General features: G+C 44.4%; 8 protein-coding genes. 7 read left to right on the top strand and 1 reads right to left on the bottom strand.

Translation table 11 applies throughout. The features are described from left to right. Nucleotides 1–41 precede the first annotated feature (41 nt). The 7 genes from KIK04_RS02555 to KIK04_RS02525 all read left to right on the top strand — a co-directional run bounded on the left by KIK04_RS02555 (nucleotide 42) and on the right by KIK04_RS02525 (nucleotide 13102). A complete protein-coding gene (locus KIK04_RS02555) occupies nucleotides 42–1157 on the top strand; it encodes an aminopeptidase (protein WP_232278564.1) in 1116 nt (371 codons plus the stop codon). Nucleotides 1158–1270: 113 nt separating this feature from the next. Continuing rightward, nucleotides 1271–1513, top strand: a complete 243-nt coding sequence (locus KIK04_RS02550) for an HPr family phosphocarrier protein (RefSeq protein ID WP_232276781.1) — start codon at nucleotides 1271–1273, stop codon at nucleotides 1511–1513. 154 nt (nucleotides 1514–1667) lie between these two features. Then, nucleotides 1668–1958, top strand: coding sequence for an Fpa/YlaN family protein (locus KIK04_RS02545; protein WP_232276780.1), 291 nt, complete (start codon nucleotides 1668–1670; stop codon nucleotides 1956–1958). A 306-nt stretch (nucleotides 1959–2264) separates the two neighbouring features. Continuing rightward, nucleotides 2265–4727 carry a penicillin acylase family protein gene (locus tag KIK04_RS02540; RefSeq protein WP_232276779.1) on the top strand — a complete coding sequence of 821 codons (2463 nt, stop codon included), beginning with the start codon at nucleotides 2265–2267 and terminating at the stop codon, nucleotides 4725–4727. A 556-nt stretch (nucleotides 4728–5283) separates the two neighbouring features. Continuing rightward, complete coding sequence (locus KIK04_RS02535) at nucleotides 5284–12054, top strand: non-ribosomal peptide synthetase (RefSeq protein ID WP_232276778.1); 6771 nt, start codon at nucleotides 5284–5286, stop codon at nucleotides 12052–12054. Between the two features lie 167 nt (nucleotides 12055–12221). Beyond that, entirely contained in the window at nucleotides 12222–12581 is a 360-nt protein-coding gene (locus KIK04_RS02530; RefSeq protein ID WP_232276777.1) for a protein kinase, read from the top strand. 134 nt (nucleotides 12582–12715) lie between these two features. Next, nucleotides 12716–13102, top strand: coding sequence for an Asp23/Gls24 family envelope stress response protein (locus KIK04_RS02525; RefSeq protein ID WP_232276776.1), 387 nt, complete (start codon nucleotides 12716–12718; stop codon nucleotides 13100–13102). A 53-nt stretch (nucleotides 13103–13155) separates the two neighbouring features. On the opposite strand, the gene ftsW is transcribed toward KIK04_RS02525, so the two are convergent. Then, nucleotides 13156–14385, bottom strand: coding sequence for a putative lipid II flippase FtsW (ftsW, locus tag KIK04_RS02520; RefSeq protein ID WP_232276775.1), 1230 nt, complete (start codon nucleotides 14383–14385; stop codon nucleotides 13156–13158). Between the last annotated feature and the right edge of the window lie 18 nt (nucleotides 14386–14403).

Here is a 14403-nt window from a genome sequence, read left to right as displayed (position 1 = left end):
TAGCATGTAGATCGATGTGAGTCGCCAGAGGAGGAACAATGATGAGAGATCCTAGATTGCAGCAATTAGCACATAACTTAGTTTGTTATTCCATAGACGTACAGCCTGGTGAAAACGTACTGGTCGAAATGATCGGCTCTGAACGTGAATTAGTGAATTGTATCATTGATGAAATCGCAAAACGCGGCGGACGTCCATTTGTCGAATTGACGGATTATTCGGTGTTGCGTACCTTGTTAAGAAATGCGACGCAGGAACAAATGGAAACATGGAAAGAATATGACTTGCTACGCATGCAAAATATGCAAGGTTACATAGGCATTCGTGGCAGTAATAATGTAAACGAACTGTCTGATGTGCCAAAGGATAAAAAGAAATTGTATGATTCCATCTATACTCATCCTATTCATTTGGAAGAACGTGTGAAACGTACAAAATGGGTCGTACTTCGTTATCCGAACGCTTCGATGGCACAACTTGCGAATACATCGATCGAGGCATTTGAAAATTTCTATTTTGACGTATGTAATTTGGATTACGCAAAAATGGATTTGGCGATGGACCCATTGAAAGCGATGCTTGACCGTACGGACAAAGTACGTCTTGTAGGTCCAGGTACGGATTTGTCATTCTCGATTAAGGGTATCGGTTCGGAAAAATGTGCAGGCAATCGCAACATTCCGGATGGTGAGGTATATACAGCACCTGTGCGCGATTCCGTTAACGGTACGATTTCGTACAACTCTCCGTCCATTTATAATGGCGTTACGTTCGAGAACGTGAAGTTCCGCTTTGAGAACGGTAAAATTGTAGAAGCAACAAGCAACGATACCGAGCGTTTGAATGATGTTCTGGATACGGATGAAGGAGCACGTTACATCGGGGAGTTTGCAATTGGGGTTAACCCACATATTTTGCACCCGATGAAAGATATTTTGTTCGATGAAAAAATTGCAGGCAGCATTCACTTTACGCCAGGACAAGCTTATGAAGTGGCTGATAACGGTAATCGCTCGTCGGTTCACTGGGATTTGGTTCTGATTCAGCGCCCCGAGTATGGTGGCGGCGAGCTCTATTTTGATGATGTGCTTGTACGTAAAGACGGTTTATTCGTCGTTCCTGAGTTGGAAGGCTTAAATCCAGCTAACTTGAAGTAACTTTTTAGGTGTGTAATGGCACATGAAAGCGTATTTTTGGTTGCTTTGGCTGGCCGAATCACGGTATGATAACAATATAGAGAAGTTATGATTTAATGATGGAGGGATGAAACATGTCCAACAACACTGCAATTGTAGAAATCTCGCAAACGGCTGGAAGATTTAGTTCCTCAATTGTGTTACAAGCAGACCATAAATATATCGATGTGAAGAGCATTCTTGGGTTGTTTACAACACTCGTCGGTAACCAAAATTATGAACTGCATGTGCACGGTACCGATGCCGAAGAGGCGAAAAAAGCATTGGCTGAAGTGTTCAAGAAGCACGGCCTAAACGTCACGGTCGTATCTGAATAATACTGATGGCCGGGGGCCGTTCTGCCCCTGGTTTTTTACTGTAGAACAGTTCGTGCAGTCACCTTCTTCGTCGGACATCTTGTGTTACAGGTCATGATCGTCTAATATGATAATAGATGAATCGTGACTTCGGGTAATAGGGGGGAAATAAGGCATGTCTTCGTCGAATGTGTTGCAACAAATCAATGACAAAGCGCTCGCTCTACTCGAAGATGAAGCGCATCAAATAGAGAAGCTCATTCAGGTCCAAATGGAAAATTTGGCGACGCGCTATTGCCCTCTCTATGAGGAAGTATTGGATACGCAAATGTATGGCTTTTCACGTCAGGTTGATTTCGCTGTCCGCGCTGGACTAGTTGAAGAGACATTAGGAAAGCAACTCGTTAGCAAGTTAGAGCGTAATCTGGCTTCTCTGTATGAGGCCATGAACAAGTCTGCAAAGTGATGCAGTCCTATGCTATGATGTCACATATGGAAGCTTGGAGGCTTAAAGCCCCAAGCTTTTTTTATTGCCCACAAATCCCTTTATTTTCAAAAAAAAGAATTTTAATAATAGGGGATTCGACAAATATTGCCCCGGAAATAATATGAAAAAGGTTTATCCCAAGACAACTTACAACATATCCAGAATAGAAACAGTTGTATACAGTCAAAAAGTATTCTAATATGGTGTTGTAAGTATAAATATTCCAGTTGAAATGAAGAAGGAGTTGTTGTAATGAGGAAAAAGGCTTGGTTGATCTGTCTGTGTATGACCTTATTCGTTAGTTCTCACATGATTCCATTTGTTGAACCGAATATCAGTCATGCATCGCCAACGAAAGCTGAGATCGTGCGGGACAAATACGGGGTACCGACTATAACCGCAGCAACGAACAAAGAGCTGTTTGAACTATTAGGTTACGCCGTTGCAGAGGATCGCTTGTTTCAGTTAGAATTAGTGAAGCGTGAAGCGAAAGGCAACTTAGCAGAAATTGTCGGTAAAGCTTTTGTAGAAGCGGATAAGCGTAAACATTTGTATGGTTATACGGAAGCCGAGTATCAACAAATATTCAATACGCTTGCACCTCAAACGAAAGAGATTATCCAAGCCTATGTCGACGGAGTTAATCGTCGTATCACTGAAGTCAAACAGCGACCAGAACTACTACCATTTGAATTTAAAAAGACTAAGCTAGAACCGAGCAAGTGGAGCGTCACCGATTCCTTAGCAGTCAACACTTCCTTAACCCGCAGATTTGGCCAGATTGGTGGAACGGAGCTTGAGAAGCTGAGGGAATTAATCCAGCTGAATGAGAAATATGACTTGGAAGCAGCATGGAACATATTTAATGACCGCTACTGGAGCAATGATTCGAAAGCGCTCACCTACATCGATGAAGTGCCAGAACGCACACCAACACGCACGTTTACCCCTCAACAAGTTAAGACCTACATTTCAGATATTTCTACAAAAGATACCCTACATGCCATCAAAGAAACGCAAACACTTGCCAGCAATGCATTATCTGCTACAGAGCAGATTGGACTACCCGCAGCACCACAGCTTGCCAGCTTTGCATGGGTTGTGTCCGGAAAGCGTACTTCAACGGGACAGCCGCTACTAGCGGGAGATCCAGAGATGGGATTTTCATATCCAGGGATTGTATATGAAGCGCATTTGCGTGGCGGTACTGGATTTGATGTGGCAGGCTTACATCTTGTCGGCACATCAGGTATTCCAATCGGTCATAACAAACATACGGCATTCACGATGATGGTCGGCATGGGAGACAATACAGACATTTATCGTGAGACATTAAATCCAAATAACAGAGAGCAATATTGGTATAACGGAAAATGGGTTGATATGGAGAAGCGCACGGAAACCATTCGTGTAGCAGGGCAACAGCCCGAAACGATTACGATATACAAAACGGTGCACGGTCCTGTAATCGCGCCTGTGAGTTTCGATCCGAAAAAATCGACATCGAAACATGTGTATACATGGAAATATGCACATTGGATGCTTGATGCCAAGACAGTAGAAGGTTACTTGAGCATTATGCAGGCTAAAAATGTAACCGATCTACAAGCAGGAATGGCAAAGGTGTATACGTCACTCCATTTAATTGGGGCTGATTCCGAAGGGAATATCGGATACGCGCAAGCCGGATTAGTTCCTGTTCGTCCGGAAGGAAGCGACTTCCGTTTACCGCTGTCAGGTACGGGCAATATGGAGTGGAGCGGGAAGTTTGTAGCGATGTCTAAGGTTACGAACCCGAAGAAGGGCTATATCGCGGGTTGGAACAATAAATCGAACCCTGGCTTTAATAATGCAGACAACTTCTATTTTGGTAAGTATCATCGTGCCTTGTGGTTGGAGCGGATGCTGCAACATAACAATAAGGTGACGCCTGAAGATATGGAAGCGATGCACGTCGCGGTGGGCAGCATTATCGGTACGAAAGATGGACTTCGTGAGAGCGGAGTGTATGCTAAAGATTTGCTGTCTTATTTGACAGCAGCTATTAATAAAGTTCCTGCCAACGATCCTTATTACGACAGGCTGCACAAAATGGTCGAAAGCCTTCGACTGTGGGACGGTCGTGCTGTAGACAGTGCGATTACGAGTACAACTTTCAGGACAGAGCAGTTGATTTTTGAAACGTGGCTTTCTAACCTGCTGAAATTCACGTTTGAAGATGAATTTAAAGGCATTTCGGCGAAATATACGTATTTTGACGAACGATTTAATATCCTGCTGCGAGCTTTGGATGGAAACACATCCTCAGTGCCTTTGTCACGTAATTACTTTGATAACATGGACACGAAAAATGTTGTGGAAACAGCCGATCAACTAATGGTAAAAAGCATGAAAGATACGCTCGATGAGTTGAGTAAAAAATACGCGAGTGAAGATATGAAGAAATGGATTGAAAAACGTACGAACACGAGCATAGAGCATCCTTTTTTGAAAGAAATCGGGCAATTTCCAGAGCAAAGATCTGGAACGTACTCCTTTATTGTTCAGTTCAACCCGAGCAAAGAGACCGTTGCTGCGCAAGATGGAAAACCTAAGCTTTCCTTGGAAGGCAAAAGCCGTTGGCCATATGGAAATAGCTCCTTTATTGGCATGGATAACAAAGGGAGTCAAACGTTAGATAATCCTCATTTAATGGATATGCTGGAACTTTACAAGGCGTTTAAGTTTAAACCGATGATGCAAAAATAAACATAATATCGGACTTTTTCTTGCTGTTTATGGCCGTCCAGAGAGAAGGATACTTCTTTTTGGGCGGCACAATATGACTTAACACGGAATAAAAAATCGGAGCATTGCACCCTTGTTACTTATATTTGCTCTTGTAGGTAAAGTGGACAAATCAAACGGCTAATGCGAATTGGAGTGCGCACTAAAAAACAATATTCGCTTAATTTCGACAAAAAATTTATCGAAATTTGACTGAAAATGATTTGCATTGTCGAAAAATCGACAGTATGATAAAGATTGATACGTAAAAAGACTACATTTTTGTTTTAGATGTGGGAGTGTTATCACTCTTATTTTATTGGATAAAGAGGACGTTTGGACTAAACAGCATCGTACACGATTTCAAATATTAACGGCTGACGCAATGGCAACAAGTGGCTGGCGGTTGTTTGAAGATGATGACGAAGTGACAAATAGGTAAGGTAAGCTATTAACATTTTCAAATGTTGAATAGCTTTTTTTAGATCAGTAGCAATTTTGGGTGATGTTTTAAGGTGAAAGAGGGAGTTGAGCATGTTTGGAAGCGAACGCGACTAAAGTAGAACCAATGATACCATTTCAAACCGAATATGAATTATTTACGTATGTGATGCCTGAAGAAACAGCACATATGTTGGACGAATTTGTACGTACATATCATGTGTCACGGGAAATAGCAATTGGCGGAGCTTGGGGTGCACTCTTAGGACGATATAATGATGTGGATCAAGTGGACGTATACGTGCGTGAACAATACGGTACGACCATTTTGCAGCAGGTCAGTCAAGCTGATGAAGTAACAGCTATGTTGCAAGCGACACATGAATACATGTTCAGAGCCAATAGCACCTATGGTGAAATCGATGAGATTGGAGATAACGACATCGTATCGTACTGCTGGTATGAAGATGAGAATGGAACCCCATTGCGTCAAGAACTAATGCTAGGTGATATCCATATCAGCTATCGACCATTTTATGAAAGCGCCGTACATTCCTATTTGATCACTTTTTATTATAAGCGAAATAGATACCAGCAAGCGACGAAGAAGAGCTTAGCCGATCATTTTTTCCAGCTTATAAAAAATATGATGCTTCATCCTGACAAAAAATTTGGTGAGCTCGAATTGCTAACGGATCTCGAGAAGCAGCAACTCATTTTTGAAATCAATCATACGCAAGCACCGTACCCAATGAACGACAGTGTTGTGGCATTGTTTGAGAATCAGGTCGCTTTGACGCCCGACCATATCGCGATTGCGGAGGAAGGGTGCGAACTCACGTATGCAGAGCTGAATAAACGTGCAAACCGCATTGCACATGTGTTACGAAAAAAAGGTGTGGCACGTGAGCAAGCAGTCGGTATTTTGGCAGAGCGCTCGGTAAACATGGTCATTGGCATCCTGGCTATTTTGAAATCCGGGGGAGCGTATGTTCCGATTGATTCGGAGTATCCACAGGATCGAATTCAATATTTGCTTGAGGATAGCGGCGTGCAGCATGTGCTGACAAGCGATCATTTAACGGATCTGTTGCCGAAGCAGATCGCTTGTATTACGTTTGATCATACGGAGTGGTTAGCGGAATCGGAACATAATCCCCGCCTCGTCAATTCAGCGGAAGACTTAATTTATATCATGTATACGTCAGGTTCAACGGGTAGACCGAAAGGGGTCATGGTTACGCATCGTAACGTCGTGCGGCTCGTTAAAAATACGAATTACGTAAGTTTTCGTGAAGGTGATACGATATTGCAGACGGGCTCGCTCGTGTTTGATGCCTCGACGTTTGAAATATGGGGAGCGCTGTTAAATGGAATCCGGCTTGTCATTGTAGATAAGGAGACGATATTAGATTCGCAGTTGTTGGAACAAGCGATTGTGCGTTATCAAGTGACGACGTTGTTTTTGACGACGGCATTGTTTATTCAGCTTGTGGATTCTAACGTACACTTGTTTGATCGCGTGGAACAGCTCTTAGTTGGTGGCGAACTAATGTCACCCAAACATATTTTGCACACGTTAAAGGAATGCGCACCGATTGCGGTATCGAATATTTATGGCCCGACGGAAAATACGACTTTTTCGACAAGCTTTCAATTAACGGGAGCAGAAACGGGAGCAATTCCGATTGGTGTTCCGATTTCGAATTCAACCGTCTACGTGGTCAATGCTTTTGGTCAATTGCAACCCGTTGGTGTAGTCGGAGAGTTGTGGGTCGGTGGCGACGGAGTCGCACGTGGATATTTGAATCGAGAAGATTTGACGAAGGAGCAATTTATTGAAAGTCCGTTTAAAGCGGGTGAAAAGATATATAAGACCGGTGATCTGGTGCGGATGTTACCTGATGGTAATATCGAGTTTGTCGGACGCAAAGATCATCAAGTTAAAATTCGTGGCTACCGGATGGAGTTAGCAGAAATTGAAACACAGATCCATGCACATGAACATGTGAATGAAACGATCGTGATCGATTTTGAAGAGGAGTCTGGGCAAAAAGCGCTATGCGCATACATCGTTGCAGATGCTTCCGTAACAGCAGCGCATATGCGAGCGTATCTGGTGGAACATTTGCCAGCATATATGGTGCCTGCGTATATGATGTTTATGGAGCGGATGCCATTAACAATAAATGGTAAAATTGATCGTGCAAAGCTACCGCAGCCTGAAAAGCAAGTACATATCGCCGTGAACTACGAAGCTCCAGCTAACGAGATTGAACAAAAGCTCGTGGAAATGTGGGAACAGTTGCTTGGCTTTGCGCCAATCGGTGTGACGGACAATTTCTTTGAACGGGGTGGTCATTCGCTTAAACTGCTCCAACTGCAAACGAAAATTGAGCAGTCGTTTCATGTGGGGCTATCCTTTAAGCAGCTGTTTGCAGCGCCTTCTATTCGTTCAATTGCGATTTTGATCAACCAACAAGAAGAGCAGCATTATGAAGCAATTGGGCAAGCAGCCCAGCAGCCTCACTACGTGCTCGCTCCATCTCAAAGACGGATATTCGCCTTGGAGCAGCGGAGCGAAGTTGGCGTAGCCTACAACATTCCGCTCATGTACCGTATTCAAGGCAACGTTCAAGTTGAGCGTCTGGAGCAAGCGCTTGCTAACTTGATCGAGCGCCATGAAGCATTGCGTACCTCATTCCATTGGATCAATGAGCAAGTCGTCCAGCGGATACATACGTACGAAGAGACAGGCTTTAAGTTACAGCAGCTAGATGGGACTCATTATAACCTCAGAGAACTGACTGACGAGTTCTCCCGTCCGTTCAATTTAGCGCAGGCACCATTGTTTCGTGCTACTTTGGCCCAGATGGAGCAAGGTGAATATGTGCTGTTATTGGACGTCCATCACATTGTGTTTGACGGCACGTCGCTGCATATTTTTGCAGATGAGTTGTCTGCCCTGTATGAAGGGCGCACACTGGAGCCGGTGCAGCTCCATCTTAAAGATTACGCAGAATGGCATCAGCGTACGGAAGAAAGCGTGGAGGCTCGTGCGAGAACGGCAGCGCAAGAGCAGTTTTGGGGCAATATGCTAGCAGGAGAATTACCGCTGTTGGAGCTTCCTACTGATTTCACTCGTCCGCCCGTACAATCCTTTGCGGGTGATCAAGTCCGCGTTGAACTGTCGGCTGTGCAAACGGAAGGTTTGAAGCGGTTAGCTAAAGAGCAAGGTGTGACGTTATATATGGTGCTGCTCTCCCTGTATAAAGTATTGTTATCCAAATACGCGGACAAGGAAGACCTTATCGTCTGCTGCGCAATAGCGGCACGTACGCACGCGGATTTGGATAACATAATCGGCATGTTCGTCAACACGTTGCCGATTCGCAGCTATCCAGCAGGCAGCAAACCATTTGCTACCTATGTGCAAGAGATGAAAGAAACGATGTTGTCTGTGTACGAACATCAAGCGTATCCGCTGGATTCGCTTCTCGAGCGGTTGCCGCTCAAAGGTAACGTCGGTCGCAGTCCGCTATTTGATACGGTTTTCGTTATGCAAAATATGGGGAATACGTCGATACGCACAGCAGATGCGACATTGACGTTGCTGCCGTATCATAATGGCACGGCTAAATTTGATTTGTTGCTGGAAGCAGTAGAGCATGAGACTACAATGGCGCTTCATTTTGAATATTGCAAGGCATTGTTTCTACGTGAAACTGTAGAGCGATTAGCACATCATTTTATGCAGTTGGTCGCACATGCAGTCAAGGAACCAGAACGGTTAATCGGTGAACTGGAAATGGTAACGGAGCAGGAGAAGCTCCAATTGATTGAACAGTTTAATTGTACAAGTACAGACTACCCGCAGCACATGCTTGTACATCGTATATTCGAGGAGCGGGCGCTGGCGACACCACATCGTGTGGCGATCAAAGCTCCGGAACGTGAGCTAACGTATGGAGAGCTTAATGCGGAAGCGAATCAATTAGCGCACTACTTGCGTACGCAGGGCGTTACTCGTGATCAAGCGGTAGGTCTGTTTACTGAGCGGACAGCAGATATGATTGTCGGTGTACTGGCTATCATGAAGGCGGGTGGCGCCTATTTACCGATTGATCCGAGCTATCCACAGGAGCGGATTCAGTACTTAATTGAGGATAGCGGAGCTAGTATCGTGCTAACTAACGTCCAATTGATTGAAAAATTGCCGGAGCACGTAACGCGCATTATATTTCACTCAACTATGATGCCCGATCAACCGATACATAACTTAATTAGTCAACATGAACATCCCGACAATCTTATTTACTTGATGTACACGTCGGGTTCAACAGGTAAACCCAAAGGCGTTATGGTCACACATCGCAACGTCGTTCGACTCGTGCAAAATACGAATTTTGTGACGTTTCACGAAGATGACTGCATGTTACAAACGGGCTCGCTTGTATTTGATGCATCGACGTTTGAAATTTGGGGAGCGCTCTTAAATGGATTAACTCTTGTGATTGTAGCTCAACAAACTATTTTGGATGCTGAGCAGTTGGGAAAAGCCATTAAGCATCATCGTATTACGATGATGTGGTTAACTTCACCACTTTTTACACAGCTGGTGGAGAAAGATGCGAGCATATTTGCACCGATACGTACGCTTCTTGTTGGAGGGGATGTTCTATCACCTAAACATATTTACCGTGTGCTGGATCAATGTGCGCCGATTTCAATCGTGAACGGCTACGGTCCAACGGAGAACACGACTTTCTCAACCTGTTATGAAATAACGCAGGAGTGCGAAGGTTCTATACCGATTGGAGTACCGATCGCCAATTCGACGGCTTACGTTGTCGATCGTTATGGAAAGCTGTTGCCGATTGGCCTAGCTGGTGAGTTGTGGGTCGGTGGCGACGGAGTCGCACGCGGATATTTGAATCAGCCTGACTTGACTGATCAGAAGTTTATCGATAACCCTTTTAAAGCTGGACAAAAATTGTACAAAACAGGCGACCTCGTGCGTTGGCTGCCTGACGGTAACATCCAATTTCTTGGACGCAAAGACCATCAGGTCAAAATTCGTGGTTACCGGATGGAACTGGGTGAGATTGAAGCGCAAATTCGAACGCATGAACGCGTCAAAGAAATACTTGTGGTGGATATAGAAGAGGCATCTGGGCAAAAAGCGTTAAGTGCTTATATTGTTGCTGAAGGTGAAATGACAGCGGCAGACATCAGGCAGTTCTTATTGCAACGGTTGCCAGATTACATGATACCGACGTATTATGCCTTTTTGGAGCAAATGCCGCTCACGACGAATGGCAAGATGGATCGAACGAAGCTTCCTGCACCTGTAAGACAGGAGTGGCCAACGGACAATTATATCGCGCCTGCGAACGATCTGGAGCAGAAGCTGGTGAATGTGTGGCAGGAGCTACTTCGTATAAGTACCGTTGGGGTTGAAGATAACTTCTTTGAGCTAGGCGGCCATTCTTTGAAGGCTATCGCGCTCGTTGCACAGCTTAAGCGAGAGTTCGAAGTTGATGTGAGCGATGTATTCGCGTATCCAACCATTCGTCAACTTACACAGCATATGAAGTTCCGCCCGAATCATATGAAAGAAAAGTTGGAGCGTATCGTATCTTCGCAGCAAGACGGAATGTCAGCTGAAGCGGAGTTCTTTGTAAATCATCAGCGCGATGCTTATACAGCGAATAATGTGCACTTTGCAGCGCTTGATTTATCAGCACGTGTGAATAATGGAAATGTGCTACTGACCGGCGCGACAGGATATTTAGGCGCGTACTTGTTACATGATTTGCTTACTTATACGGACAATGAGGTTACGGTAATCATTCGTGGGGATACGTCAGAACATGCACGACTGCGCTTAATGGACAAGCTCGACTTCTATTTTGGAGCGCAGTGGTTTACTAATTATGCTTCGCGTATTCAAGTGCTGGCTGGTAATTTGTCTGAACATAGGCTTGGCCTTCATGATCATGATTATGATTACCTTGCACAGGCTATCGATGCGATTATCCATGCGGCAGCTAATGTCAAGCATTATGGACACTATTCCGAGTTCGTGCTGAACAATGTGACAGCGACGGAGCATTTGCTGCAATTAGCGGCAGCGAAGCGTCACAAATCATTCCACCATGTGTCGACGATGTCGCTCGGCATGGGGACGATTGAAGGTCAGACGGCGGCTTTGTTCACCGAGGACGATTTGGATATGGGTCAGCGATACGATAATTACTACGTACAGACTAAGTTTGAGGCTGAGCGACTAGTAGTAGCGGCTAGAGCAGAAGGGTTGAACACAAACATTTATCGTGTGGGCAACATTGTGTTTCATTCAATGAGCGGTAAGTTTCAAGAAAATATCGGAGAAAACGCCTTTTATAATAGATTGCGGTCGTTCATTCAATTAGGGAGTGTGCCGGATGAAGGTCAGTATACAGATCTGTCTTTTGTTGACCAAGTAAGCCGTGCTATTGTCACTTTGTTCGACCGACCGGCGATGTACAATGAAACGTTCCATATTTATAATCCGAACGCGGTCAACATTTCGGATATGCTCGTGCAGCACCATGAGTTTCAATTAGAATCCCTTTCACTGAAATTGTTTATGAATCGCTTATTTGCACAATACGATCAGGATGAATTACGCGAGGCGGTTGAGAACGTGATGCTCCATAGCGGTTGGATGAATGAAAATGAGGTACAGACTCAGTTTGTTCATGCCGCGGAACGAACGACAAATGTGCTTAAGAAGCTTGATTTTCAATGGATAATACCTAATGGACAGCATTTTTCAACTATGATCGCGCATTGTGTGGAAGTCGGATTTATTAAAATAAAGTAATTCTTCTATCGTCAAAGTAACTTTTTTCAAACGCGGCATCTGTTTGATTACGGAAGGGAAGCGTGTAGGCAAGTATTTATATGAATGTACACAACATTTTATAACTCAAATCAGTATAATTGATATTGTACGAATAATTTAACATTTTTTAAGGAGGAACTGTTTCGATGTATAATGTAGATTTAAATGTGGAAAAAAACCGCCTTTACGTCAAGCTGGAAGGCATGATGACGATGGAAGAAGCCATTGTGTACGACCAAGCCGTTCGTAGTTGCGTTGATAAAGCTAAGGACGGTTATACGTTCTGTATTGATATGGCAAATGCACAACCTGCTCCGGCAGAAGTAAATGAGTACTTAGCGCCACTTCGTGAATATATGGCACGTAAAAACATTATCGGATCTGCGATGATCGTCAGATCTGAGCCTACGAGACGGCAATTATCCCGCCTTATTAAAGAACTTGGCGTAGCCTATGATGTGTCTCAAAGCATCGAAGAAGCGGATCGTTATTTGGATTCGGTTTAATTACATAATTTGGATGAAATGATCTCTCGTTATAATAGCGGGAGGTCTTTTTTTAAGGGGGAGCAGTTGGTGGTGTTGTTTGCTTTCATGCTTGCGGGGAGATACAATATAGGTAGAGAGAAAGGAGGATGACGATGACAGAAGAGCAACTCATTACGCAAGAAGGAAACATCCGTATTTCGGACGATGTTGTCGCGACAATTGCCGGGTTAGCCGCTTTGGAAACACCGGGAATCGCAGCAATGTCTGGGGGGTTATCTGAAGGTTGGGCGAAGCGTCTAAGCGGTAAAAACGCGCAAATGGGCGTGTCCGTGGAAGTCGGTCAAGTGGAAGCGGCTGTCGATTTACGCGTCATTGTCATGTACGGAATGCCGATTCAGGAGGTATGCCGTCAATTGCAACTTAACGTGCGTGAATCGATTCAGAACATGACTGGACTTAGTGTGGTTGAAGTTAATGTGAAGGTCGAGGGCGTTGCGTTCAAGGATGAAGATATGGAAGATATGCTGCGCGCGAAATAAGCCCGGTAGCTGGAAATAAGGTAGACGAATCTCATGCGTAATAAAGAAAAAGACTACACAGGCCGTATTGGCCGGTAGTCTTTTTTACTATTAACGGTTTTGCGGGAAACGACTTTTTCTTTTGTCGTATGCACACGATTGTATTCGCGCGAAATACTAAGTAAAATGCCGATGCTTCCCATCGTGATTAATAGCGATGAACCGCCATAGCTTATAAGCGGCAGCGTTACGCCTGTAATCGGAATCGTTCGTGTTACACCACCGATGTTAATAAAAGCTTGTACCGCGATGATGCCAACGATACCGACACCGACTAGCGTGCCGTAAATGTCAGGGCAGCGTAGTGCGATAATAAGTCCGCGCCATATAAATGCTAAATAAATAAGCAAAAACAGCGTTGTCCAAATAAGGCCAAGCTCTTCAGCGATAATAGCGAATATAAAGTCGGTGTAAGGATACGGCAAGTAGAACAGCTTTTGGATACTTTGACCGAAGCCTGCGCCTGTCCAGCCGCCATGCGCGATTGCTTTTAATGATTCTACTAGATTGTAGCTCGTATTGCTCGGATCATGCATCGGGTCCAACCAAGATTGAATACGTGCAAATTGGTAGCCGTCTGAAAGGTCTCCTGGAAGGATTAACATTCTCAAGCCAAGCACAACGAGCACCCCGATAATGCCGACAAGCATGCAGTTCAAGATGTGCTTTAAGTTGGCCCCGCCAGCGATAACGATTATGCCTGCACACATGGTCAAGATCATGGCGGAACCAAAATCAGGCTGCAACATAATGAGCCCGACAACGAAACCGACGATAATCATGACCGGAAAGAGTCCTTTTTTGAAATCGCGGAACTTCTCGCCCTTCTTAGTAATTAAGGCAGACAAGTAGAGCACGATTGCAATCTTGGCTAATTCTGCTGGCTGAATACCTAATGAGCCAATCATGAACCAACTGCGTGCACCATTAATGGGTCCTCTAAACAATACAAGCACAAGCAGTAGTAATGTAACGATAAATAACGGAATATACAATTTCTTATACGCAGTGTATCGAATGTTCATTGCCAATAAAAGGGCAACAAATCCAATTCCAGCCCACATTAACTGTCTCTTCATAAAGTAGAGTGCATCATAGTTGAATTTTTCAGAAACGGCAGTTAGACTGGAACTCGCACTGAACACCATGACGACACCGAATCCCGTAAGAAGCAACGTGAGCACTAGCAGCAAGAAATCCGGTGTGCCTTTGTTGACAGAAGGGGAAGGTTTCTCTCGTTTCATGGGTTTATAACTCGTTCT

This window comes from Paenibacillus sp. 481 (assembly GCF_021223605.1).
Lineage (GTDB): Bacteria > Bacillota > Bacilli > Paenibacillales > Paenibacillaceae > Paenibacillus_B.
Note: the sequence above shows the minus strand (reverse complement) of the source record. Positions and strands in the feature narration are given on the sequence as shown.